The sequence below is a fragment of the Pseudomonas kitaguniensis genome (genome assembly GCF_049199985.1).
GTDB classification, from domain to species: Bacteria; Pseudomonadota; Gammaproteobacteria; order Pseudomonadales; family Pseudomonadaceae; genus Aquipseudomonas; species Aquipseudomonas kitaguniensis.
Genome location: NZ_JBLZPT010000001.1, coordinates 38,668 through 61,276, shown reverse-complemented (window position 1 = coordinate 61,276; position 22,609 = coordinate 38,668). Strand labels below are relative to the sequence as shown.

At 59.5% G+C, this 22,609-nt stretch carries 22 protein-coding genes; 12 read left to right on the top strand and 10 right to left on the bottom strand.

The window, feature by feature from the left end:
• Nucleotides 1-106 precede the first annotated feature (106 nt).
• The 3 genes from ACOZK9_RS00310 (at nucleotide 107) to arfB (ending at nucleotide 2,741) form a co-directional block, all read left to right on the top strand.
• Complete coding sequence (locus tag ACOZK9_RS00310) at nucleotides 107-1,528, top strand: amino acid permease (protein WP_421555074.1); 1,422 nt, start codon at nucleotides 107-109, stop codon at nucleotides 1,526-1,528.
• A 103-nt stretch (nucleotides 1,529-1,631) separates the two neighbouring features.
• Nucleotides 1,632-2,315 carry a pentapeptide repeat-containing protein gene (locus ACOZK9_RS00305; RefSeq protein WP_058412442.1) on the top strand — a complete coding sequence of 228 codons (684 nt, stop codon included), beginning with the start codon at nucleotides 1,632-1,634 and terminating at the stop codon, nucleotides 2,313-2,315.
• Between the two features lie 12 nt (nucleotides 2,316-2,327).
• The gene (gene arfB / locus ACOZK9_RS00300; protein ID WP_058412441.1) at nucleotides 2,328-2,741 is read left to right on the top strand and encodes an alternative ribosome rescue aminoacyl-tRNA hydrolase ArfB; all 414 of its coding nucleotides are present in this window, start codon (nucleotides 2,328-2,330) and stop codon (nucleotides 2,739-2,741) included.
• Here the strand turns inward: arfB and ACOZK9_RS00295 are convergent.
• The 3 genes from ACOZK9_RS00295 to ACOZK9_RS00285 all read right to left on the bottom strand — a co-directional run bounded on the left by ACOZK9_RS00295 (nucleotide 2,738) and on the right by ACOZK9_RS00285 (nucleotide 4,896).
• The gene (locus ACOZK9_RS00295; RefSeq protein WP_058412440.1) at nucleotides 2,738-3,934 is read right to left on the bottom strand and encodes an MFS transporter; all 1,197 of its coding nucleotides are present in this window, start codon (nucleotides 3,932-3,934) and stop codon (nucleotides 2,738-2,740) included. The genes arfB and ACOZK9_RS00295 overlap by 4 nt on opposite strands.
• Before the next feature lie 93 nt (nucleotides 3,935-4,027).
• Complete coding sequence (locus ACOZK9_RS00290; RefSeq protein ID WP_122250878.1) at nucleotides 4,028-4,222, bottom strand: hypothetical protein; 195 nt, start codon at nucleotides 4,220-4,222, stop codon at nucleotides 4,028-4,030.
• A 362-nt stretch (nucleotides 4,223-4,584) separates the two neighbouring features.
• Entirely contained in the window at nucleotides 4,585-4,896 is a 312-nt protein-coding gene (locus tag ACOZK9_RS00285; protein ID WP_058412513.1) for an Mpo1-like protein, read from the bottom strand.
• 162 nt (nucleotides 4,897-5,058) lie between these two features.
• Here ACOZK9_RS00285 and ACOZK9_RS00280 point away from each other — a divergent pair, with 162 nt between their 5' ends.
• Nucleotides 5,059-6,117, top strand: coding sequence for an AraC family transcriptional regulator (locus ACOZK9_RS00280; RefSeq protein ID WP_152746028.1), 1,059 nt, complete (start codon nucleotides 5,059-5,061; stop codon nucleotides 6,115-6,117).
• On the opposite strand, the gene ACOZK9_RS00275 is transcribed toward ACOZK9_RS00280, so the two are convergent.
• The 7 genes from ACOZK9_RS00275 to ACOZK9_RS00245 all read right to left on the bottom strand — a co-directional run bounded on the left by ACOZK9_RS00275 (nucleotide 6,074) and on the right by ACOZK9_RS00245 (nucleotide 13,678).
• On the bottom strand, nucleotides 6,074-7,528 hold the full coding sequence (locus tag ACOZK9_RS00275) for a TrkH family potassium uptake protein (RefSeq protein WP_058412437.1): 1,455 nt from the start codon (nucleotides 7,526-7,528) through the stop codon (nucleotides 6,074-6,076). The two genes, ACOZK9_RS00280 and ACOZK9_RS00275, sit on opposite strands and share 44 nt — an antisense overlap.
• Nucleotides 7,529-7,749: 221 nt before the next feature.
• Nucleotides 7,750-9,093 (bottom strand): imelysin family protein, encoded by a 1,344-nt coding sequence (locus tag ACOZK9_RS00270; RefSeq protein WP_058414450.1) that lies wholly within the window; start codon nucleotides 9,091-9,093, stop codon nucleotides 7,750-7,752.
• Nucleotides 9,094-9,220: 127 nt separating this feature from the next.
• Nucleotides 9,221-11,272 carry a putative bifunctional diguanylate cyclase/phosphodiesterase gene (locus ACOZK9_RS00265; protein ID WP_152746027.1) on the bottom strand — a complete coding sequence of 684 codons (2,052 nt, stop codon included), beginning with the start codon at nucleotides 11,270-11,272 and terminating at the stop codon, nucleotides 9,221-9,223.
• A gap of 196 nt (nucleotides 11,273-11,468) precedes the next feature.
• On the bottom strand, nucleotides 11,469-11,747 hold the full coding sequence (locus tag ACOZK9_RS00260) for a hypothetical protein (RefSeq protein ID WP_058414448.1): 279 nt from the start codon (nucleotides 11,745-11,747) through the stop codon (nucleotides 11,469-11,471).
• Between the two features lie 149 nt (nucleotides 11,748-11,896).
• On the bottom strand, nucleotides 11,897-12,493 hold the full coding sequence (locus ACOZK9_RS00255) for a superoxide dismutase (protein ID WP_017125974.1): 597 nt from the start codon (nucleotides 12,491-12,493) through the stop codon (nucleotides 11,897-11,899).
• 178 nt (nucleotides 12,494-12,671) lie between these two features.
• Entirely contained in the window at nucleotides 12,672-13,271 is a 600-nt protein-coding gene (locus tag ACOZK9_RS00250) for a LysE/ArgO family amino acid transporter (RefSeq protein ID WP_152748397.1), read from the bottom strand.
• A 5-nt stretch (nucleotides 13,272-13,276) separates the two neighbouring features.
• On the bottom strand, nucleotides 13,277-13,678 hold the full coding sequence (locus ACOZK9_RS00245) for an ACT domain-containing protein (protein WP_421555073.1): 402 nt from the start codon (nucleotides 13,676-13,678) through the stop codon (nucleotides 13,277-13,279).
• Nucleotides 13,679-13,779: 101 nt separating this feature from the next.
• Between ACOZK9_RS00245 and ACOZK9_RS00240 the strand changes: the two genes are divergently transcribed.
• From ACOZK9_RS00240 to ACOZK9_RS00205, 8 genes are all read left to right on the top strand, one after another.
• The gene (locus tag ACOZK9_RS00240; protein WP_421555072.1) at nucleotides 13,780-14,676 is read left to right on the top strand and encodes a LysR family transcriptional regulator ArgP; all 897 of its coding nucleotides are present in this window, start codon (nucleotides 13,780-13,782) and stop codon (nucleotides 14,674-14,676) included.
• Between the two features lie 98 nt (nucleotides 14,677-14,774).
• The gene (locus ACOZK9_RS00235) at nucleotides 14,775-15,773 is read left to right on the top strand and encodes an NAD-dependent epimerase/dehydratase family protein (RefSeq protein ID WP_421555071.1); all 999 of its coding nucleotides are present in this window, start codon (nucleotides 14,775-14,777) and stop codon (nucleotides 15,771-15,773) included.
• A 127-nt stretch (nucleotides 15,774-15,900) separates the two neighbouring features.
• Nucleotides 15,901-16,728, top strand: coding sequence for an ATPase (locus tag ACOZK9_RS00230; RefSeq protein WP_122250870.1), 828 nt, complete (start codon nucleotides 15,901-15,903; stop codon nucleotides 16,726-16,728).
• Nucleotides 16,729-16,895: 167 nt separating this feature from the next.
• Nucleotides 16,896-18,155, top strand: a complete 1,260-nt coding sequence (locus tag ACOZK9_RS00225) for a D-mannose isomerase (protein WP_421555070.1) — start codon at nucleotides 16,896-16,898, stop codon at nucleotides 18,153-18,155.
• Nucleotides 18,156-18,259: 104 nt separating this feature from the next.
• Nucleotides 18,260-19,546: an ABC transporter substrate-binding protein gene (locus tag ACOZK9_RS00220; RefSeq protein WP_058414441.1), complete on the top strand. Its 1,287-nt coding sequence runs from the start codon at nucleotides 18,260-18,262 to the stop codon at nucleotides 19,544-19,546.
• Between the two features lie 131 nt (nucleotides 19,547-19,677).
• Complete coding sequence (locus tag ACOZK9_RS00215) at nucleotides 19,678-20,586, top strand: carbohydrate ABC transporter permease (protein ID WP_058414440.1); 909 nt, start codon at nucleotides 19,678-19,680, stop codon at nucleotides 20,584-20,586.
• Nucleotides 20,579-21,424, top strand: coding sequence for a carbohydrate ABC transporter permease (locus tag ACOZK9_RS00210; RefSeq protein ID WP_058414439.1), 846 nt, complete (start codon nucleotides 20,579-20,581; stop codon nucleotides 21,422-21,424). The genes ACOZK9_RS00215 and ACOZK9_RS00210 overlap by 8 nt, the downstream gene beginning before the upstream one ends.
• A gap of 2 nt (nucleotides 21,425-21,426) precedes the next feature.
• Nucleotides 21,427-22,590 carry an ABC transporter ATP-binding protein gene (locus tag ACOZK9_RS00205; protein ID WP_122250868.1) on the top strand — a complete coding sequence of 388 codons (1,164 nt, stop codon included), beginning with the start codon at nucleotides 21,427-21,429 and terminating at the stop codon, nucleotides 22,588-22,590.
• Nucleotides 22,591-22,609: the final 19 nt, after the last annotated feature.

Sequence of the window (22,609 nt, the reverse complement as noted above, 5' to 3'; positions counted from 1 at the left end):
CTGTACTCCAGGTGCCTGCGCTGGGGTTTGAGCGGCGCTGCTTGAGTCGGGATTCAAGTCAGCAACGTGCATTCAACATCATCAAACCTTGCGTGAGACCCTATTCATGAGTGAACCCCATGCCTCTTCAGGCGAGCTGAAACGCGGCCTGAAAAATCGTCATATCCAATTGATCGCCCTCGGTGGCGCCATCGGCACCGGCCTGTTCCTCGGCTCCGCCGGGGTGCTCAAATCTGCCGGCCCGTCGATGATTCTGGGCTACGCGATCTGCGGCTTTATCGCTTTTATGATCATGCGCCAGCTTGGCGAAATGATCGTCGAAGAACCGGTCGCCGGCTCCTTCAGCCACTTTGCCCACAAATACTGGGGCGGTTTCGCCGGCTTCCTGTCGGGCTGGAACTGTTGGATTCTGTACATCCTGGTGGGCATGTCGGAACTCACCGCTGTCGGCAAATACGTGCACTACTGGTGGCCCGAGATTCCGACCTGGGTGTCGGCAGCGGGTTTTTTTGTGTTGATCAACCTGATCAACCTGGCCAACGTCAAAGTGTTCGGTGAAGCCGAATTCTGGTTCGCCATTATCAAGGTTGTGGCCATTTTGGGCATGATCGCGCTGGGCAGCTACTTGCTGGTCAGCGGCAGCGGCGGCCCGCAAGCCTCGGTCAGCAACTTGTGGGAACACGGCGGCTTTTTCCCGCATGGCATCGGCGGGCTGGTGATGGCCATGGCGATCATCATGTTCTCGTTCGGCGGCCTGGAAATGCTCGGTTTTACTGCCGCTGAAGCCGACCAGCCGCGCACGGTTATTCCTAAAGCCATCAACCAGGTGATCTACCGCATCCTGATTTTCTACATCGGCGCGCTGGTGGTGCTGTTGTCGCTGACGCCGTGGGACAGCCTGCTGGCGAGCCTTAACGCTTCCGGCGATGCCTACAGCGCCAGCCCGTTTGTGCAGGTGTTCTCGATGCTCGGCAGCAACACTGCCGCGCATATCCTCAACTTCGTGGTGCTGACCGCGGCGTTGTCGGTGTACAACAGCGGCACCTACTGCAACAGCCGCATGCTGCTGGGCATGGCGGAACAGGGCGATGCGCCCAAGGCATTGGCGAAAATCGACAGGCGCGGCGTGCCGGTGCGTTCGATCCTCGCCTCGGCGGCGATCACCCTGGTGGCCGTGTTGATGAACTACCTGATACCGCAACATGCGCTGGAACTGTTGATGTCGTTGGTGGTGGCCACACTGGTGATCAACTGGGCGATGATCAGTTTCTCGCACTTCAAGTTCCGCCAGCACATGAACCGCAGCGGTCAGGTGCCGCTGTTCAAGGCGCTGTGGTACCCGTACGGCAACTACCTCTGCCTGGCGTTCGTGGCGTTTATTCTGGTGATCATGCTGATGACGCCGGGAATTCGCGTGTCGGTGTACGCGATCCCGCTGTGGGTGGCGTTTATGGCGCTGTGCTACTTCATCAAGAGCAAGCGCACGGCTGGAGCGACGCAGACCGCGGCGAGTACGGCGTTGAAGTAAACTGCCTGGCCTAAAGAAAACCCGGCGCCATGCCGGGTTTTTTGTGGGCGCTGGCGGGTTAGACTTGCGCCTGGTTTTAATCCATTCCCTGCCCGGAGGCCCCATGCAGCACACCGATATTGACGGCGGCAGCTTGCAGCGCGATGAACTGGAAGATTTGATCGACCAGCACAGCGGGCCGTTGCGCCTGATCGGCGTGGACCTGAGCGGGGCAGACCTGTCGCGAATGGCGCTGGACCACTGGGTGTTCGAGCGTTGCATCCTGGTGCAGAGCTCTTTTCTGGGCTCACGCCTTGAAGGCACTCAATGGACCAGTTGTCGCGCGGCCCATGCCATCTTCGAGGCGGCGAACCTGTTGGAGGCGCAGTTCAACAGTTGCGACCTGAACAACACCCGTTGGCAGCGCAGCAAACTGTCCCAGGCAAGTTTTGCCCACTGCAAGCTGACCGGCGCCAACTTTACCCACTGCGCTTCGCTGGGGCTGAGTTTCAGCGAAACCCGCCTCAACAGTGCGTTTTTGTCGGGCCTGTCGTTTGCCCGAACCGTGCTCAATAACCTGGATTTCTCGGACAGCGACTTGTCGGATGCCGATTTTCGCAAAGCTGAATTGATCGACTGCAGCCTCGCCCACGCGCGCATCAATGGCGCCAACTTTGCCGGTGCCGACCTGCGCGGTGCGGATTTGAGCGGCTTTCGGCTCAATGATGCCAAACTGTTCAAAGGCGCCGTAATCTCCAAAGTCCAGGCGTCGATGCTGTTGTCCGAGTTGGGCTTGTCCGTTGCCTAAGGTTTTTGATTGATGCTGGTTATTTCCAACAACGTGCACCTGGCCGATGCCGAGATCGAGTTGACTGCGATTCGCGCCCAAGGCGCGGGTGGGCAGAACGTCAACAAGGTGTCGAGCGCCGTGCACCTGCGTTTTGATATTCCGGCGTCGTCATTGCCGGACTTTTACAAGGAGCGGTTGCTGGCGCTGCGCGATAGCCGTATCACCAGCGAGGGCGTGCTGGTGCTCAAAGCCCAGCAATACCGGACGCAGGAGCAGAACCGCGCGGATGCCCTGGAGCGCTTGGTGGAGTTGATCCTCAGCGCCACCAAGGTCGAGAAAAAGCGCCGCCCGACCAAACCCACGCTGGGTTCGAAAAAGCGTCGGCTGGAATCCAAAACCAAGCGCGGCAGCATCAAGGCCGGGCGCGGCAAGGTCGACTTCTAGGCGTTACGTGCTTCGCGAGCTTTGGGCGCTTGCCGGTACAGGTACACACTCAGCAGCAAGCCACCTGCGGCGGCAAGGGCGGCAAACAGAAAAATCGATGCAAAGCCGAAGCCTGCCGCCACCGCCCCGGCGAGTGGGCCGGTGATGCCCAGTGACAAATCGATAAACAGCGAATAAGCCCCCACCGCCGAACCACGGCTGGAGGCCGGCACCAGGTTGACCGCTTCGACCCCCAGCGCCGGAAACACCAGCGAAAAACCGAAGCCGCTTAACGCAGCGCCAGCCAAGGCCAGATGCGCATCCGGCGCCAGCCACAGCAACAGCAAGCCGAGAATCTCTACCGACAGGCAGGCAATCGCCACGCGAAAGCCGCCGATACGGTTGATCAAGTTGCCGAACAACAACCGCGCACCGATGAAGCTGGCGCCGAACAGGCTCAGTGCCCACACCGCGTTATCCCAGTGCTGGGTGGTGTAATACAGGGTGATAAACGTGGCGATGGTGCCAAAGCCGATCGAGCCCAACGCCAATGCGCAGCCGTGGGGTAACACACGGCCCAGCACGTTCATGAACGGCAGGCGCACGCCGCTCACAATCGGCGCTGGCTCCTTGTTCCAGGCCAGCAGCACGCCCAGCACCGCCAGCAAAATAATGCTGACGCCCATGCTCCACAGCCCGAAATGGCTGACCAGCACGACCCCAAGCGGTGCACCCACGGCCAGCGCGCCGTAACTGGCGATGCCGTTCCACGAGATGACCTTGGCGGTATTGGCCGCACCCACCCGACCGATGCCCCAGCCGATGGCGCCCGAACCCACCAGGCTTTCCGCGCTCCCCAGTACCAGCCGCCCGATCAACAGGCTGGCCAGGCTGATCGCCGGCAGGCTGGAAAACCACGCCGCGAGCAGCATGAACACGCCACTCAGGCCGCAACCCACCAAGCCGATCAACACCGCGCGCTTGCTGCCGAGGGTGTCGATGATTTTGCCCGCATACGGGCGGCTGAGCAGGGTGGCCAGGTATTGCACACTGATCACCAGGCCCGCGATAACCGCGCCATAGCCCAGTTCACTGTGCACATAACCCGGCAACACGGCCAGGGGAATGCCGATGTTGAGGTAACCGATAAAGGTGAACAGCACGATGGAAACGACTTGCAGCGTAACCGCCATGGGGCGCTGGGTATCTGGCATGGGAGAGGTTCACTGTAGCAGCGGGTAAAGATAGGCTGCTAATGATACCGGCGCTTTGGCCAGGCGGGGCGGCAAAAAATCAAAAACTTCAGATCAGGCCTGAGCAGGGGTCAACATTTGCGTGGTTACCAGGGCCGCCAATGCGTTTTCCTGGGTACCGAAGCGCTTGAGCAGCATCGCCTGTTTGTCTGCACTGAGGCGGTTCCAGACGTCGACCATCTGCAAGGCTGCATCCAGTACGGCGGCGTCGGGGGTGTTGGCTGGGGTGTTCGGGGAGTTATCGGTCATGGCGGGTTTCTCAGATGATTCAGGCAGTGTGGAAAGCGCTCATTGTTGCGCTTTCCACACGGTCTGGTACGGCGTCAGTCGCGGCTTTCGCTGTCGACTGGTTTTGCTTCTTTGGCCTCAGGCTGCTGTTGTGGGCTGGCCTGCTGCGGTGTTGGCTGCTCAGCTGGGTGCAGGCTTGGGAAGGGGAGATTAGGTATCTCGTGCATAGTCGTCGCTCCTCGCAAGGTCTGTGTTGAATCGCAGGTGTGTCCGCGCTCTTAAAAAGCCTTGGCAGGATACAGCACTGTAAATGACAAAAAGACTTTTATGTCGACGAATGCGGGAACCTTTATTTTTTTAGCAAGTGACAAGAGGTCACACGCCTAGAACGGCACCTTGCCCAGAATCATGTCGCGGTACATCACAAAATCGCCGAGTAAACTGTAGAACGGGTGCTGAAAGGTCGCCGGGCGATTCTTTTCGAAGAAGAAGTGGCCGATCCAGGCAAAGCTGTAACCGGCGATGGGCAGGGCAATCAGCAAGCCCAACGAGCCTCTGCCGATGGCATAGGCCGCAATACCAATCACCAATGTAGTGCCGATAAAATGCAGGCGCCGGCAGGTGCTGTTGCTGTGTTCGCTCAGGTAGTAAACGTAGAACTCGGCGAAGCTGTTGAATTGTTTGACGTTTTCCACGGTTGCCAGCCCTCGGTGGGTGGTGCTGCCCAGCACGTGTGCGGTGGGTAGCTTATTTGAGTCTAGAGTGATCAGTGGTAACAGCCAGTGACAATAGATGCCACTTTAGTATCCTTGCCTTCCTGGCTACTGTTTTTAAGCCTGCTTTATTAAGAAGACGCCATGAGCGAACGAACAACTTCTGCAAGCTGGGCGATGGGGATAGTCAAGGCGTTGGAAATGGATGGCCTGGACTGCCGCGTCTTGTTCAAGCAACTGGGCCTGGACTACGCCGCCCTCAGTGACCCTGACGCGCGTTTTGCGCAGGACTCCATGACGCGGCTGTGGCAACGGGCAGTGGAGCTGTCGGGCAACCCGGCAATTGGTTTGAACATGGGCAAGGTGGTGCGCCCGGCGTCGTTTCACGTGGCCGGTTATGCGCTGATGTCGAGCAACACCTTGGCTGAAGGCTTTAGGCGTCTGGTGCGCTACCAGCGGATCATCGCCGAAAGCGCCGACTTGAGTTTTCGACTGTTACCCGACGGCTATGCGCTGATTCTGACAGTGCACGGTGATCACTTGCCGCCGACCCGGCAAAGCGCCGAAGCCTCGCTGGCCAGTGCATTGGCGCTGTGCGGCTGGCTTACCGGGCGCACGCTGCAGCCGCGCAAGGTGGTATTGCAAGGCGAACAGCCAGCGGACCTTTCACCCTACAAACTGGCCTTCCACGCGCCGCTTGAATTCAATGCAGCGTATGACGCGCTGATTTTCGAGCGCGCGGACATGGAGGCGCCGCTGCCCACGGCCAACGAGGCGATGGCGCTGTTGCATGATCGGTTTGCCGGCGAATACCTCGCGCGGTTCTCCGAGAGCCGTGTCACTCATAACGCGCGTCAGGTGTTGTGCCGTCTGTTGCCTCAGGGCGAACCCAAGCGCGAAGTGGTTGCGCAGACCCTGCACCTGTCCCAGCGTACCTTGCAGCGGCGCTTGCAGGAGGAGGGCACGAGTTTTCAGACGCTGCTCGACGACACTCGCCGCGAACTCGCCGAGCAATACCTGGCGCAGCCGAGCATGACCTTGCTGGAAATTGCCTACCTGTTGGGCTTTGCCGACCCGAGCAACTTCTTCCGCGCGTTTCGCCGCTGGTTCGACGCCACGCCCGGCGAGTACCGGGCGCGGTTGCTGGCGGCGTTGACGGTCAGTGACGCCAGAACGCCGGAATGCACAGCACAAAGACTGTAATGATCTCCAACCGCCCCAGTAGCATGCCGAACGACAAGATCCATTTGGCCGCATCCGGCAGGCTGGAGAAGTTACCCGCCGGGCCGATGGTTTCGCCCAAGCCCGGGCCCACGCCCGACACGGTGCTGGCGGCGCCGGTCAAGGCGGTCATCCAGTCCAGGCCGAGTAATGACAGGGCCAGCGCGATGGCGCAGATGGTGATGGCGAAGAAGAACGAAAATGTCAGAATCGAGCGTACGATTTCTTCGTCGAGCCGGTGGCCGTTGTACTTCTGCTTGATCACTGCGCGCGGGTGAATCAGTTGGTTCAAGTTGGCCTTGAGCAAGATGTAGGCGACCTGGAACCGGAAAATCTTGATGCCCCCCGCGGTCGAGCCGGAGCAGCCGCCGACGAAGCCCAGGTAGAAGAACAACATCAGTGAGAAGTTGCCCCAGATGCTGTAGTCCCCGAGTGCAAAGCCGGTAGTGGTGACCACTGAAGTGACGTTCACCGCCACATGGCGCAATGCTTCCAGCCAGGGCAAATTGGTGGTCCACCAGTACCAGGTGCCGAGTACCAGCCAGGTCACCAGCAGCAAACCGAGCAGGCCTTGCACCTGTTGATCCTTGAGCAGCGCCTGGCGGTTACCGCGCAAGGTGGCCACGTACAAGGTGAACGGCAAGCTGCCGAGAATCATCACCACCACCGCCACCCAGTGCACTGCCGGTTGTTTCCAATGGGCCAGGGATTCATCGGAGGTGGAAAAACCACCGGTGGAAATCGCCGACATCGCGTGATTGATCGCGTCGAACAGGCCCATCCCGGCCCACCAGAACGCCAGGCTGCCCAGAATGGTGATGCCCACATACGCTGCCACAATCAGGCGCGCCACCATGTGTGAGCGGGGCATGACTTTTTCCGAGCGGTCCGAGGATTCGGTCTGGAACAGGCGCATGCCGCCAATGCGCAGCAGCGGCAGAATCGCGACGGCCATGCCGATAAAACCGATGCCGCCGAGCCAGTGCAGCAGTGAGCGCCATATCAATATGCCAGGGGACATGCTGTCCAATCCGCTCAATACGGTGGAACCGGTGGCGGTGATGCCGGACATGCTTTCAAAGAATGAGTCGGTGTAGCTGATGTGCTGGGTCAGTAAAAACGGCAGCGCGGCGAAGATGCACACCACCAGCCAACTGGTGACGGTCAGCAAGTACATATCGCGGGGGCGAAGGTGAACGTGTTCGGGGCGGCCGGGGATGACCAGCGCCAGGCCCGCGAGAAAGGTGATCAGGCTGGCCCACAGGAATGACGGTAGATCGGCGGTGCGTTCGAAGATCACCAAGGTGGCCATTGGGATGACCATGGCGATCGCCAGCGTGATCAGGAAGATGCCGATGATGAAACCGATGATGCGTAGGGTCGGCAACGCCATGAAGTGTGCTCGGGTGGTCGGGGTTGAGGCGCCATTCTACCTGGGGTGCGGGGTGTGTAAACCTGGGGCGCATTCCAGGAATGCCGACCCAATCTGTAAAACCAAATGCAGGCAACTGTGGGAGCGGGCTTGCTCGCGATGGCTTCAACCCGGTACGTCTGAGTTACCGAGGTGTCTGCATCGCGAGCAAGCCCGCTCCCACATGATCTAACAGCGCCGGATCAGAACTCGTGATCAGCGCTATCCGGGTTCAAGTCACTGATCCCCAACTTACCCGCAGCCGTCTCAATCGAACCGGTTTGCTTGACCAGCGCCGCAATCGCATCGCGCACGATCTGGTTGCCGGCGTCGTTGCCTGCGGCAATCAGTTGGTCGTAATGCTCACCTTTGTTGGCGTGATCAACCATGACCTGAATCTTCGCCTCGGTGGCGGCAAGATCGGCTTTCAACGCGGTATCAGCTGCCGGGTCAGCCTTGGCCACCAGCGACGACAAGCTCGCGCCCGTCATTTTGGTGCCGTCGGTGCGGGTGTACTCACCCAGGTAAACGTTACGAATACCCTTGGCATCATAGAAGTGCGAGTTGTGGGTGTTATCGCTGAAGCAATCCTGCTCGTCTTCCGGCGAGTTGGCTTCCAGGGAAACCTTCATGCGCTCACCGGCCAGTTCGCCGAGGGACAGGCTGCCCATGCCGAACAACATTTTGCGCAGGCCGTCGGTGGCAGGTTCTGCCTCCAGCGTGGCGCGGTAGTTGTCTTCGACGTCAGGTTTCCAGTTGCCGACCATTTCTTCCAGGTCGCTGACCAGCAGTTGAGTCACCGAGCGCAGGTAGGTACGGCGGCGCTCGTTGTGGCCGCCGGTTGCACCGTCGCCGGTCAGGTAGTCCGACGCCGGGCGGTTGCCTGCGCCAGGGCCGGTGCCGTTGAGGTCTTGGCCCCAGAGCAGGAATTCGATGGCATGGTAGCCGGTGGCGACGTTGGCTTCGGAGCCGCCCAGCTCATTCAGGCTGGCGAGTTTTTCCGGCGTGATCTCTTTAACGTCGACCTTGTCTTCGCCGACCTGAATCTCGGTGTTGGCGATGATATTGGCCGCGGCGCCCGGGTTGCCCAAGGCGTGCTCGTAGGATTTGTCGACGTAGTCGATCAGGCCTTCGTCCAGCGGCCATGCGTTAACCTGGCCTTCCCAGTCGTCGATGATGGTGTTACCGAAACGGAACACTTCGCTCTGCAGGTACGGCACGCGCGCGGCGACCCAAGCGGTGCGGGCCGCTTTCAGGGTGTCGTCGTTCGGGTTGGCGAGGAATGTATCGATCGCGGTTTGCAGGGTTTTCGCGGTGGATTCGGCATCGCTGTACACCGCAAACACCATGTCAGCGTAATGCGCGACCACGGCCTTTGCCGCCGCTTCGTCGACTTGGCCGGCAGGCGTGGCAGCCGCTGGTGCGGCAGTGCTGGCCGCCGGGGTCGGCGCTTGAGGCGCGGCGGCCTTGTCTTTACCTTCGCCGCAGCCGGCGAGAGAAATGGCAATGGCCAGCAGACTGGCGGTGGCCAGGGGCATACGAATCATGGCGAACATCCTGCTTCGGTTGTTGATAGGGCGCCCCGGGGAGCGCAAAAACTGCGACATAATGCGAAAGATTTGCATTTTGTGTAAAGGTTTATGCGAGGGAAATATTTAGTATCGTTTCGTGATGTCACAGAATCGCTGCGTTATTGCGCTCGGCGTGTTTCAAATAAGCCGCCAACTCCCGGGCCGGCAGGGGTTTGCTGTAGTGGTAGCCCTGACCCTCATGGCAACCCTCGGAAATGATATAGGCCTCTTGCTCGGCCGTTTCCACGCCCTCGGCGATCACCTGCATGCCCAGGCTTTTGCCGAGTTGGATAATGGCGCGCACGATGGTTGCGTCATCGTCGTCGTCGAGCAGGTCCTGGACGAAGCTCTTGTCGATTTTGATCTTGTCCAGCGGCAAGCTTTTCAGGTAACTCAGGGACGAATAGCCGGTGCCGAAGTCATCAATTGCGATCAACGCCCCGGAACGACGCAGGCTCAGCAAGTGCTGGGCGGCGGTGCTGATGTCTTCCATCAGGCCGGTTTCGGTGACTTCCAGTTCAAGGCTGCGCGGCGGCAGGCGGTAGATCTGCATCAGGTTGTTGACCACCCGTGGCAACTCGGCGTGGTGCAACTGTACGGTGGACAGGTTGACGGCCATGCGCAGGGTGGTGAAACCCTGGTCATGCCATTCGCGCAACTGCCGGCACGCTTGGTCGAGTACCCATTCGCCAATCGGGATAATCGTACCGTTCTGTTCCGCCAGCGGGATGAACAAGTCTGGCGGCACCAGGCCGTGCTCCGGGTGCTGCCAGCGGATCAGTGCTTCCACGCCGACCACGCGGTGATCGCGGTAGCTGATCTGCGGCTGGTAAACCAGGTAGAACTGATCGCGGCCGAGGGCGTCGCGCAGGTCTTTTTCCAATTCACGGCGGCGGCGCATTTCACTGTCGACGCTGGCGATATAGAACTGATAGCGGTTGCGTGAGCGGCTCTTGGCCAGCGTCATGGTTTGTTCGGCTTTTTGCAGCAGCTTCTCGGTACTGTCGCCGTCTTCGGGGAAGAGCGTGATGCCGATGGTGGCGCGCAGGCGAATCTGTTCGTGCTCCAGGGCGAATTCAGATTCCAGGTCATCGAGGATGCTTTGCGCCAGTTCTGCCGCTTCGTAAGGTTGGTCGATGTCGGCCTGTACCAGCGCAAACTGGTCGCCGCCCAAGCGGGCGAGGGTGCCCAGCCTCGCGCTGTGAGCGCGCAGGCGGTCGGCCAGGGCCAACAGTAATTTGTCGCCGGCCTGGTAGGTGAATTGTTCATTGACGCTTTTGAAATCATCCAGCCCCACGCATAACACCGCGACACGGCGTTGCCTGCGGCCAGCATCGATCAAAATCTTGTCCAGTTGCTCTTGCAGCTTCTGGCGATTCGGCAGGCCGGTCAGATAATCGTACTGGCCCATGCGCAGCAGGCTGGATTCGGCTTCGTGACGCAAGTGGGTGTTGCGCTCGATCGATTCGAGCAACTGGTTGGCGGTATTTATCCACAATCCCAACTCGTTGCGTTCGTGGCCCTTGATCTGCGGGATCTTGTGTTCGCTGGGCCGGTCCGGGTTGATCGAGGTCAGGTGCTCGATAATCCGCGACAACGGTTTGGTCAGCAGCCAGTGGTAGACCAGGTACAGCACCAAACCCAGCGCCAGGGCGCGCAGCACACCGGAAATAAAGATGATCACTGAATTGACAAGAAAGCCTTCGCCGTAGGTGGCGGTGTCCAGCGTGATGCTCAGGTCGCCGTAATACTCACTGTAGGGGCCTTTGCCGACCAATGAAGTGGTGAAGGTGCGTTCCTGGCCAAGAATCAGGTCGGTCAGCCAACGGGTGGAGGATTGTTGCAAGGCGCGGTTTTTTTCCGCAAGCATGCTTTCGTTGGGGTGGCCAATGGAGGCAATGCGCACGGCGTCGTCTTGAAACAGACCTTCGATCACCTGCATGCCCATCTCGCGGTCCAGGCTGTAGACGGCCTGTGTTGAGGGGTCACGAAACATGTCGAGAATACGCTGTGCATCAGCCGCCACAGCCTGGCGCGTCTTGTAGGCATCGAAGACGATTTGCGCCACGCTCAGCGCCACGCCCACGATAAATGCCGACAGCAGCACAACCCGTAGCAACTTCACCGACAAGCTGTTTTTGAGTTCCAGCTTCAAAGGGTCATTCCTTGTTCCATGCGGGTAGCCTCAATATGCCATGAGTATTGGCAATCTCGTGATGGCAGTCAAAGGAACATTCAGGCGTTTGGCTGGTTTGACAAGGAATGGACGGGGTTACGATGGCGCAGCAGCGAGGCGGACTGGCGTCCGCCTGCTTGAGGCAATTGCGCGAGCGCGCACGGTCACGCGTTTATCAGCTTTGAAAGGTCACCGAACGCTTCACCGTTTCTACCTGGGCCGAATACTCTATGTTTTGTTTTTCGTGACTGTACGAATTCTGCATAGAGTGTTTTTCGTGACTATGCGAATTCTCGTGTGCCACCTTATTTTGATCTCCTCCACCTGCTTTACCAGCCGCTTGCGACTTGGCTAACTCACCGACCGTTTTAGCGATCTCGGTGACGGCTTTGAATGCTTCGCCAACGATAGGGAGAGCGGCTGAGGCGAGTCCGGTTATTGCGCCAATGGACATTGTAATTTCTCCGACAGGTAAGAGAGGCAAATTCCTCACGCTGACTGGGTGGTTTAATTCGCTCACCGAGTTCCGAGGCCCTGGCCTTTATTCATCGCCCATAAAAAAGCCCGGCAGGATAGCCGGGCTTTTTCTACTGCAAGCAGTACTCAGGCAGTGAAGGTTTTGCCTTCGAACTGCTCAGCCACGAACTTCCAGTTGACCAGGTTCCAGAACGCTTCCACATACTTTGGACGCACGTTGCGGTAGTCGATGTAGTAAGCGTGTTCCCAGACGTCGCAGGTCAGCAGCGGGGTGTCGCCACTGGTCAGCGGGTTGCCGGCGCCGATGGTGCTGGCCAGGGCCAGGGAACCGTCGGCTTTTTTCACCAGCCAGCCCCAACCGGAACCGAAGGTGCCGACCGAAGTCTTGGTGAACTCTTCCTTGAACTTGTCGAACGAACCGAAGGCTGCGTTGATGGCTTCAGCCAAGGCGCCGGTGGGTTGGCCGCCGGCGTTTGGTGCCAGGCAGTTCCAGTAAAAAGTGTGGTTCCAGACCTGAGCGGCGTTATTGAAGATGCCGCCCGAAGAGGACTTGACGATTTCTTCCAGGGTCTTGCCTTCGAACTCGGTGCCGGGCACCAGGTTGTTCAGGTTCACGACGTAGGTGTTGTGGTGCTTGTCGTGGTGGAATTCCAGGGTTTCCTTGGAAATGTGCGGCTGCAGGGCATCGTGTGCGTAGGGCAGCGGCGGCAATTCGAAAGCCATGATGATTCTCCTAATCAGGTCAGTTGCGGTGAGCGCAAGGCCGATCACGGGCGGCCAAACAAGCGCCGGGGAGTTTGTACTCTTTGCGGCGCAGGGTCCGGATCATAGCACCGGGGGTGCGGCAAAACCACGCAACAACTGTGTGGGATAGAGGTTCCAGAGCGTTTTGGAATATTCCTCAAGCACTGATCAATTGGTAGGCCACGCTGAACATCATCACGGCAACCAAAAGGTCGAGCACACGCCACGTAGCCGGGCGCGCCAGCCAGGGTGCCAGCCACGCCGCGCCGAGTGCCAGCGTGGCGAACCACAGGAACGAAGCGCTGGCGGCGCCCGCAACATAGGCACCGGGCTGGGTTTGTTGAGCGCCCAGTGAACCGATCAGTAACACGGTGTCGAGGTACACATGCGGGTTGAGCAAGGTGACCGCCAGCGCACTCAGCAATACGGCGCGTAACGAGCGCACCTTAAGGGCGCCGCCTTGCTCAAGGCTCTGCCGCGAAAACGCGCGGCGCAACGCCAACGTGCCGTACCACAACAGGAACGCCGCGCCGCCCCAGCGCGCAATCGCCAGCAGCAGCGGGTTTTGCGCCAGCACCGTCGCCAGGCCAAATACCCCGGCAGCCACCAGTATCGCGTCACACACGATGCACAGTGCCGCCACCGGCAAGTGATGTTCACGGCGCAGGCTTTGCGCCAATACAAAGGCGTTCTGAGTGCCGATCGCCATGATCAGACCAAGGGCGACTAATAGCCCGTTTACATAGCTCTGCCACATAGGTGTTACTCCGCGTGCGCTGCCAATTGCCGTAATACGTGCATGGCGCGCTCGGCATCGGCGCGGCCGACAAACAGGTGGTCGTGGTAAAAACCGGCAATCACGTTGCAACTGATACCGGCATTGCCCAACTCACTGGCGAAGGCCGCCGTCAGGCCCACGGCGTCAAGGGCGGAATGCACATTCAGGGTGATCCACGCAGTGATGTAGTCGAAGCTCAAACCGGCGCGTTGCGCCTGTTGACGTTCAACGATCACGGTCAAACCTTCCTGCTCACGAAAGCTGCCGATTACCTCGCAACCCGCCGGGATGCAGGCGTCGGGCAGGGTGCAGAACACGTAATCGCCGTCGTTAAGCTGTGGGCTCATACTGCGCAACAGCGTCGCCAAGGTAGTTTCGCCAGCCATGTGAGCGTTCCTTATGAGTTGTGAGAATCAATGCTGGTCATTCTCTGGCGCCAAGCTGTATAAGAAAAACAAATATTACTGATCGCTCATTAGAGAAACTGATGTTCGACTATAAATTGCTTTCTGCCTTGGCCGCGGTCGTGGAACAAGCCGGTTTCGAACGCGGTGCGCAGGTACTGGGGGTGTCGCAGTCGGCGATTTCTCAACGCATCAAGTTGCTGGAAGCGCGTATCGGCCAACCGGTGCTGGTGCGCGCTGCGCCGCCTGCGCCCACCGAGATTGGCCGTCGCCTGCTTAACCATGTGCAACAAGTGCGGCTGCTTGAGCGCGACCTGCAAAGCCTGGTGCCGGCGCTGGACGCCGAGGGCATGCCCGAACGCCTGCGCATCGCAATCAACGCCGACAGCCTCGCCACGTGGTGGGCGGCGGCCGTCTGCGGTTTTTGCGCCGAGCAGCACCTGCTGCTGGACCTGGTGGTAGAAGACCAAACCGTCGGCCTCAAGCGCATGCGCGCCGGTGAAGTGGCGGCGTGTATCTGCGCCAGTGAGCGCCCGGTGGCCGGCGCGCGTAGCCTGTTGCTCGGCGCCATGCGCTATCGGGCAATGGCCAGCCCAGCCTTTGTTGCGCGGCATTTCCCTGAAGGCGTGCGTGCCGACCAACTGGCGCGCACGCCAGCGCTGGTGTTCGGCCCGGATGACTTTCTGCAACACCGTTACCTGGCATCTCTGGGCGTGGAGGGTGGTTTTGAGCACCATTTATGCCCATCGTCCGAGGGCTTTATTCGGTTGACGGAAGCGGGCTTGGGCTGGGGGTTAGTCCCCGAATTGCAAGTGCGCGACCAATTGGAAAAAGGCGTTTTAGTCGAATTGTTACCCGATAAGCCCATCGATGTGCCGCTGTACTGGCATCATTGGCGCAGTGGCGGGCAGTTGTTGGGCTTGCTCACCGACCATCTGGCCCAGGCATGTGGCCAATGGTTGGTGCCCTATCAGCAGTAACAAGCGTCAAGCAGCAAGCTGCAAGAGAAAAGCTTGCGGACCGTTTTTAACTTGTAGCTTGAAGCTTGACGCTAGAGGCTGCATTCGTAGGAGGCTACATGAAGATCTTGGTCACCGGCGCAAGCGGCTTCATCGGCGGGCGCTTTGCGCGTTTCGCCCTGGAGCAAGGCCTGGACGTGCGGGTCAACGGGCGGCGCGCCGAAGGTGTGGAGCACTTGGTACGGCGCGGCGCCGAGTTTATCCAGGGTGATTTGAATGATGCAGGCCTGGCGCGCGAGCTGTGCCGTGACGTCGAAGCCGTGGTGCATTGCGCCGGCGCCGTCGGGCTGTGGGGCAAGTACCAGGACTTTCATCAGGGCAATGTGCTGGTCACCGAAAACGTGGTTGAAGCGTGCCTCAAACAGCGCGTCGGGCGCTTGGTGCACCTGTCGTCGCCGTCGATCTACTTTGACGGGCGCGACCACCTTGGGCTGACCGAAGAACAGGTGCCCAAGCGCTTCAAGCATCCCTACGCCGCGACCAAATACCTGGCGGAGCAGAAGGTGTTTGGCGCTCAGGAATTCGGTCTTGAAGTACTCGCCTTGCGCCCACGCTTTGTGACCGGCGCAGGCGACATGAGTATTTTCCCGCGGTTGCTGAAAATGCAGCGCAAGAACCGTCTGGCGATTGTTGGCGACGGCCTTAACAAGGTCGACTTCACCAGCGTGCACAACCTCAACGAAGCGTTGCTCAGCAGTTTGTTGGCGCCCGGCTCGGCGTTGGGCAAGGCCTACAACATCAGCAACGGCGCGCCGGTGCCGGTGTGGGATGTGGTCAATTACGTGATGCGACAAATGGACCTGCCGCAGGTCACCCGGTATCGCTCTTACGGTTTGTCCTACAGTGTGGCGGCGTTGAACGAGGCATTCTGCGCGATGTGGCCAGGGCGACCGGAGCCCGCGTTGTCGCGGTTGGGCATGCAGGTCATGAACAAAGATTTCACCCTCGACATCAGTCGGGCCAGGCATTATCTCGACTACGAGCCCAAGGTCAGCCTGTGGACCGCCCTCGACGAGTTCTGCGGTTGGTGGAAAGCCCAGGAGCCGGGGCTTAAGTAAGCTCACAACCAGCAACACATCGGGAACCGAATTCCGGGTTCCGAGTCGATCAGTGCAGTGCCGACGCGGTTTATACTGCCGGCGCTCGATTTTTCAGCTAGCCATCTCACCGATTCAGGGTTGATTCATGCGTAACGATGCTAAAGACGATTTCGACAACGTTCCCAGCCTGCGGGCCGACCACGGGGACGATGATGATTTCGAGCCGACCCCCGCCACGTCCGTGCGCTCGCGCAATACCAAAGTGGTCAAGGTCAAGAGCGCCAGCACCGGCCCGCTGTGGGCATTGGTCGGCGCGCTGCTGATCGCCTTTGTGGGCCTGGCCTGGTGGAGCTTCCAGCAGATCTCCCTGATGGGTCAGCAATTGGTTGCCACCCAAGAGAGCTTTGCACGCATCAGCGAAGAAGCGGCAGGGCGCCTGCAGGACATTTCCGGCAAGGTGGTGGCCAGTCAGGCCAGCGTGAACAACGGCAGCGAAGCGCTCAAGCTGCAAATCCAGCAGTTGGAAACCCAGTTGCAGGAGCAGGGCAAGCAACAAGTCGGCGTAGCCGGCCAAGCCACCGCGTTGGACCAGCGCCTGGCGCAAATGGCTGCCGGTACCACCGAGCTGTCGAACGCCAACAGCAAGCTGCAAGGCCAGGTTCAAGCGCTGACCGAAGCCGTCGCAAGCCTCAAGGCCGCGCAAGGTGATGTGGCCAAGCGTGATGCCGAGGTCAAGGAATTGTCCGCCGACGTTGCCGCCCTTAAAAAGCAGGGCAACCCGAGCGCCGCCATCGCTCGTCTGGAACAAGACCTGGTGGTGCTCAAGAGCGCGCAGGAAAATCCGTCGATTAATAGCGATGCGCCGACCAATAAAGAATTCGACGTGTTCCGCATCCAGACCACCCGCAATATCACCACCTTGCAGAGCCAGGTGCAGAACCTGCAGCAACAGCTCAACGCGCCGGCAAGATAAGCGTGATCGTTCCCATGCAGAGCCCGGGAACGATCAAGCAGCTGATACACAGGGCCGCTTTTGGGAGTGTCACCGGTCGGTGACATTTACCTTCTGCTTCGTTACATGCCGCCGCTGCGCCCTTGTTTAGACTCAGGTCATCCCACAAAAAATAATAAGGGCCACCCATGACCATGCAACCGCTGCCTGCCAGCAGCTGGCTCAACGCTCCTGCCCATCACACCTGGCTCGCCGCCGAAGGCCAGCGCCTGTTGTCATTCGCCAAAGCCTCTCGACTGCCCGACGGGTTCGGTAACCTGAACGATAAAGGCCAACTGCCGGCCGATGCCCACGCCGAAACCATGAACACTGCGCGCATGACCCACAGTTTCGCCATGGCCCATGCCATGGGGTTGCCCGGTTATGCCGAGCTGGTTGAACACGGCGTGGCTGCGCTCAATGGTCCTTTGCACGATAGCGAACACGGTGGCTGGTTCGCCGCGCCCAACGCCGTCGACGGCAACCGGGGCAAGGCTGCCTACCTGCACGCGTTCGTGGCGCTGGCCGCCAGCTCAGCGGTGGTAGTGGGTGCGCGCGGTGCGCAGAACCTGTTGAACGACGCCATCCATATCATCGACCAGTTCTTCTGGAGCGAGGAGGAGGGCGCAATGCTCGAATCGTTTGCCCAAGACTGGACTCACGTCGAAGCCTATCGCGGCGCCAACAGCAACATGCACGCCACCGAAGCCTTTCTGGCGCTGGCCGATGTCACCGCCGACACGCGTTGGCTGGACCGCGCGTTACGCATCGTCGAGCGGGTTATTCATACCCACGCCGTGGCTAATCAGTACAGTGTCATCGAGCATTTCGACGCACAGTGGAAACCCTTGCTCGGCTACAACGAAGACAACCCCGCCGATGGCTTCCGCCCCTACGGCATCACCCCCGGCCACGGTTTTGAATGGGCGCGGCTGATGTTGCACCTGGAGGCCGCGCGCCTGCAGGCCGGGTTGGCCACGCCGGACTGGCTGGTGACTGACGCCAAGGGCTTGTTTGCCAGCGCTTGCGAATACGCATGGGCCGTGGACGGTGCCCCCGGCATTGTCTACACCCTGGACTGGAATCATCGTCCGGTGGTGCGTGAGCGCCTGCATTGGACCCACGCCGAAGCAGGCGCTGCGGCGCAGGCGTTGCTCAAGCGCACGGGCGAGTTGCACTACGAAACCTGGTATCGGCGTTTCTGGGAATTTTGCGACAGCCACTTTATCGACCGTGTCGATGGCAGTTGGCATCACGAACTCAGCCCGCATAACCAGCCCAGCAGCAAAATCTGGGGCGGCAAGCCCGACCTGTACCACGCCTGGCAAGCGGTAGTGCTGCCTGCACTGCCCTTGGCACCCAGCATGACCAGCGCTTTGGGCCGAGGGCTTTATGTCACAAAGTGGTGACATTTGTACGTCCCTTTGTTACCTGCGCCTTGAAAATCCCTGTTTAAACTCCGTGCAGCGCAAGCTCTAGACTTGCATGCATAACAACAAGAAAAGGTATTCAGATGAACGCGATCAATCGCCTCGCCGTTGCTATTTCCATTGCCTCGTTAGCTCCCCTCAGTGTGTTTGCCGCCGACTCGAAAGGGACGGTTGAAGTGGTGCATTGGTGGACCTCCGGCGGTGAAAAAGCAGCGGTAGACGTACTGAAGGCTCAAGTTGAGAAAGATGGCTTCGTCTGGAAAGACGGTGCTGTCGCAGGTGGCGGCGGCGCCACTGCCATGACCGTGCTGAAAAGCCGCGCGGTTGCCGGCAACCCGCCAGGCGTTGCCCAGATCAAAGGCCCGGACATCCAGGAATGGGCGTCGACTGGCTTGCTCGACACGGACGTGCTCAAAGACGTCGCCAAAGAAGAAAAGTGGGACTCCCTGCTCGACAAAAAAGTCTCCGATACTGTGAAGTATGACGGTGACTACGTTGCCGTACCGGTCAACATCCACCGCGTGAACTGGCTGTGGATCAACCCGGAAGTCTTCAAAAAAGCCGGTATCACCAAGAACCCGACCACCCTCGAAGAATTCTACGCAGCCGGCGACAAGCTCAAGGCCGCAGGCTTCATTGCGCTCGCGCACGGTGGCCAGCCTTGGCAGGACAGCACTGTATTTGAAGCCGTCGTACTGTCGGTGATGGGCGCAGAGGGCTACAAAAAAGCCTTGGTTGACCTGGATAACGCTGCGCTGACCGGCCCGGAAATGGTCAAGTCGCTGACCGAGCTGAAAAAAGTCGCGACCTACATGGACGTCGACGGCAAGGGCCAGGACTGGAACCTTGAAGCAGGCAAGGTCATCAATGGCAAGGCCGGCATGCAGATCATGGGTGACTGGGCCAAGTCCGAATGGACCGCCGCCAAAAAAGTCGCCGGCAAAGACTACGAGTGCGTAGCCTTCCCGGGTACCGACAAAGCCTTCACCTACAACATCGACTCCCTGGCGGTGTTCAAGCAGAAAGACAAAGGCACCGCTGCCGGCCAGCAAGATATTGCCAAAGTCGTGCTGGGTGAAAACTTCCAGAAAGTCTTCAGCATCAACAAAGGCTCGATCCCGGTTCGGATCGACATGTTGAACAAAATGGACTCGTACGGCTTTGACTCCTGCGCGCAGACCGCTGCCAAAGACTTCCTGGCAGACGCCAAGACCGGCGGCCTGCAGCCGAGCATGGCGCACAACATGGCCACTACGCTGGCAGTACAAGGCGCGTTCTTTGACGTGGTGACCAACTTCATGAACGACCCGAAAGCCGACCCGGCCGACACCGCCAAGAAACTCGGCGCTGCGATCAAGTCGGCAAAATAATAAGGCGCAGCCTTAAGCTGCAAGCTGCAAGTTAGAAGCGGTGTGCTGTATGGCTTCTGGCTTGCAGCTTCTAACTTGTAGCTTGTAGCTTGCAACCGCCCTAAGCCCTATTTCTTTTGTTGGATTTTCCCATGAGTTCTGTTGCTGTGTTCAGCAAGGCCTCGCCGTTAGATGCATTGCAGCGCTGGCTACCTAAATTGGTGCTGGCGCCCAGCATGTTCATCGTTCTGGTGGGCTTTTACGGCTACATCCTGTGGACGTTCGTTCTGTCGTTCACCACGTCGACGTTTCTGCCAAGTTACAAATGGGCGGGGCTTGCGCAATACCAGCGGTTGTTCGACAACGATCGGTGGTGGGTGGCGAGCAAGAACCTGGCGGTTTTCGGCGGCATGTTTATCGGCATCACCTTGGTGATCGGCGTGACGCTGGCGATTTTTCTCGACCAGAAAATCCGTCGCGAAGGCTTCATTCGCACCATTTATCTGTACCCGATGGCGCTCTCGATGATCGTGACCGGTACGGCCTGGAAATGGCTGCTCAACCCGGGCATGGGCCTGGACAAACTCTTGCGTGACTGGGGCTGGGAAGGCTTCCGTCTCGACTGGCTGATCGACCCGGACCGCGTGGTCTACTGCCTGGTGATTGCCGCTGTATGGCAAGCCTCCGGTTTTATCATGGCGATGTTCCTCGCGGGCCTGCGCGGTGTTGATCAGTCGATCATTCGTGCAGCGCAGATCGACGGCGCCAGCCTGCCGCGCATCTATTGGAGCGTGGTGCTGCCAAGCCTGCGCCCGGTGTTCTTCAGTGCGGTGATGATCCTCGCGCACATCGCCATCAAGAGCTTCGACCTGGTAGCGGCAATGACCGCCGGCGGTCCGGGCTACTCGTCCGATTTGCCTGCGATGTTCATGTACTCGTTCACCTTCAGTCGTGGCCAGATGGGCATGGGCTCGGCCAGTGCAATCCTGATGCTCGGCGCGATCCTCGCGATCATCGTGCCTTACCTGTACTCCGAGCTGAGGACCAAGCGTAATGACTAGTCTCGCTAACAAACCGGCCATCAGCCTGAGTCGCATCGCGATTTACGCGGTGCTGATCCTCGCGGTGCTGCTGTACCTGGTGCCGCTGGTGGTGATGTTGCTGACCAGCTTCAAATCCCCGGAAGACATCAGCACCGGCAACCTGCTGAGCTGGCCGACCGTGGTCACCGGTATTGGCTGGGTCAAGGCCTGGGCCACGGTTGATGGCTACTTCTGGAACTCGATCAAGATCACCGTTCCGGCGGTGCTGATTTCCACCGCCATCGGTGCGCTGAACGGCTACGTGCTGTCGTTCTGGCGCTTCCGGGGTTCGCAGTTGTTCTTCGGTTTGCTGCTGTTCGGTTGCTTCCTGCCGTTCCAGGCCGTGCTGCTGCCGGCCTCGTTCACCCTCGGCAAGATGGGCCTGGCCAGCACCACCACCGGCCTGGTGTTTATCCATGTGGTCTACGGCCTGGCGTTCACCACGCTGTTCTTCCGTAACTACTATGTGAGCATTCCGGATGCGCTGATCAAAGCCGCGCGCCTCGACGGAGCCGGTTTTTTTACGATCTTCCGCCTGATCATCCTGCCGATGTCGACGCCGATCATCATGGTCTGCCTGATCTGGCAGTTCACTCAGATCTGGAACGACTTCCTGTTCGGTGTGGTGTTCTCCAGTGGTGACTCGCAGCCGATTACGGTAGCGCTGAACAACCTGGTCAACACCAGCACCGGGGCCAAGGAATATAACGTGGACATGGCGGCGGCGATGATCGCCGGGCTGCCGACCCTGCTGGTCTATGTGATCGCAGGCAAGTATTTCGTGCGCGGCCTCACGGCCGGCGCGGTCAAGGGGTAATCATGGCTACGCTTGAACTTCGCAATGTAAACAAGACCTATGGCGCCGGCCTGCCCGACACCTTGAAGAACATCGAACTGTCGATCAAAGAAGGCGAATTCCTGATTCTGGTCGGCCCTTCGGGTTGCGGCAAATCCACGCTGATGAACTGCATCGCCGGGCTTGAAACCATTACCGGCGGCGCCATCATGATCGGTGACCAGGACGTCAGCGGCATGAGCCCCAAGGACCGCGACATCGCCATGGTGTTCCAGTCCTACGCGCTGTACCCGACCATGAGCGTGCGCGAGAACATCGAGTTCGGCCTCAAAATTCGCAAGATGAGCCAGACCGACATCGACGCCGAAGTCGCGCGCGTGGCCAAGCTGTTGCAAATCGAACACCTGCTTAACCGCAAGCCGGGCCAACTTTCCGGCGGCCAGCAACAGCGTGTGGCCATGGGCCGTGCCTTGGCGCGTCGGCCGAAGATCTACCTGTTCGACGAACCGTTGTCCAACCTCGACGCCAAATTGCGCGTTGAGATGCGCACCGAAATGAAGTTGATGCACCAGCGTCTGAAAACCACCACCGTCTACGTCACCCACGACCAGATCGAAGCGATGACCCTGGGCGATAAAGTGGCGGTAATGAAGGACGGCATCATTCAGCAATTTGGTACGCCGAAAGAGATTTACAACGACCCGGCCAACCTTTTTGTGGCAAGCTTTATCGGTTCACCACCGATGAACTTCATTCCTCTGCGCCTGCAACGCAAGGACGCTCGCCTGGTGGCCGTGCTCGACAGCGGCCAGGCTCGTTGTGAGTTGCCGCTGAGCATGAACGACGCCGGCCTTGAAGACCGCGATGTGATCCTGGGCCTGCGCCCGGAGCAAATCGTGCTGGCGACCGGCGAGGGCAATGGTTCGTCGAGTATCCGCGCCGAAGTTCAGGTCACTGAACCGACCGGCCCGGACACGCTGGTGTTCGTGCAGCTCAACGACACCAAGGTGTGCTGCCGGTTGGCGCCGGATGTTGCTCCGCAGGTTGGCGAGACCCTGACCCTGCAGTTCGACCCGGCCAAGGTATTGCTGTTCGATGCCAAGACCGGCGAGCGCCTCGGTACCGTCGCTGCGTTGCCTGTGCCGGAGATCGCCGGGCTTGCCCGCGATGGCGCTACAGCGCTGTAAAAACGAATAAGTTGTTGTT

What these genes read in the sequence shown, in the direction of transcription:
- ACOZK9_RS00310 (WP_421555074.1), top strand. Translation starts at nt 107, where the DNA reads ATGAGTGAACCCCATGCCTCTTCAGGCGAGCTGAAACGCGGCCTGAAA.
- ACOZK9_RS00305 (WP_058412442.1), top strand. Translation starts at nt 1,632, where the DNA reads ATGCAGCACACCGATATTGACGGCGGCAGCTTGCAGCGCGATGAACTG.
- arfB (WP_058412441.1), top strand. Translation starts at nt 2,328, where the DNA reads ATGCTGGTTATTTCCAACAACGTGCACCTGGCCGATGCCGAGATCGAG.
- ACOZK9_RS00295 (WP_058412440.1), bottom strand. Translation starts at nt 3,934, where the DNA reads ATGCCAGATACCCAGCGCCCCATGGCGGTTACGCTGCAAGTCGTTTCC.
- ACOZK9_RS00290 (WP_122250878.1), bottom strand. Translation starts at nt 4,222, where the DNA reads ATGACCGATAACTCCCCGAACACCCCAGCCAACACCCCCGACGCCGCC.
- ACOZK9_RS00280 (WP_152746028.1), top strand. Translation starts at nt 5,059, where the DNA reads ATGAGCGAACGAACAACTTCTGCAAGCTGGGCGATGGGGATAGTCAAG.
- ACOZK9_RS00275 (WP_058412437.1), bottom strand. Translation starts at nt 7,528, where the DNA reads ATGGCGTTGCCGACCCTACGCATCATCGGTTTCATCATCGGCATCTTC.
- ACOZK9_RS00270 (WP_058414450.1), bottom strand. Translation starts at nt 9,093, where the DNA reads ATGATTCGTATGCCCCTGGCCACCGCCAGTCTGCTGGCCATTGCCATT.
- ACOZK9_RS00260 (WP_058414448.1), bottom strand. Translation starts at nt 11,747, where the DNA reads ATGTCCATTGGCGCAATAACCGGACTCGCCTCAGCCGCTCTCCCTATC.
- ACOZK9_RS00255 (WP_017125974.1), bottom strand. Translation starts at nt 12,493, where the DNA reads ATGGCTTTCGAATTGCCGCCGCTGCCCTACGCACACGATGCCCTGCAG.
- ACOZK9_RS00250 (WP_152748397.1), bottom strand. Translation starts at nt 13,271, where the DNA reads ATGTGGCAGAGCTATGTAAACGGGCTATTAGTCGCCCTTGGTCTGATC.
- ACOZK9_RS00245 (WP_421555073.1), bottom strand. Translation starts at nt 13,678, where the DNA reads ATGGCTGGCGAAACTACCTTGGCGACGCTGTTGCGCAGTATGAGCCCA.
- ACOZK9_RS00240 (WP_421555072.1), top strand. Translation starts at nt 13,780, where the DNA reads ATGTTCGACTATAAATTGCTTTCTGCCTTGGCCGCGGTCGTGGAACAA.
- ACOZK9_RS00235 (WP_421555071.1), top strand. Translation starts at nt 14,775, where the DNA reads ATGAAGATCTTGGTCACCGGCGCAAGCGGCTTCATCGGCGGGCGCTTT.
- ACOZK9_RS00230 (WP_122250870.1), top strand. Translation starts at nt 15,901, where the DNA reads ATGCGTAACGATGCTAAAGACGATTTCGACAACGTTCCCAGCCTGCGG.
- ACOZK9_RS00225 (WP_421555070.1), top strand. Translation starts at nt 16,896, where the DNA reads ATGACCATGCAACCGCTGCCTGCCAGCAGCTGGCTCAACGCTCCTGCC.
- ACOZK9_RS00220 (WP_058414441.1), top strand. Translation starts at nt 18,260, where the DNA reads ATGAACGCGATCAATCGCCTCGCCGTTGCTATTTCCATTGCCTCGTTA.
- ACOZK9_RS00215 (WP_058414440.1), top strand. Translation starts at nt 19,678, where the DNA reads ATGAGTTCTGTTGCTGTGTTCAGCAAGGCCTCGCCGTTAGATGCATTG.
- ACOZK9_RS00210 (WP_058414439.1), top strand. Translation starts at nt 20,579, where the DNA reads ATGACTAGTCTCGCTAACAAACCGGCCATCAGCCTGAGTCGCATCGCG.
- ACOZK9_RS00205 (WP_122250868.1), top strand. Translation starts at nt 21,427, where the DNA reads ATGGCTACGCTTGAACTTCGCAATGTAAACAAGACCTATGGCGCCGGC.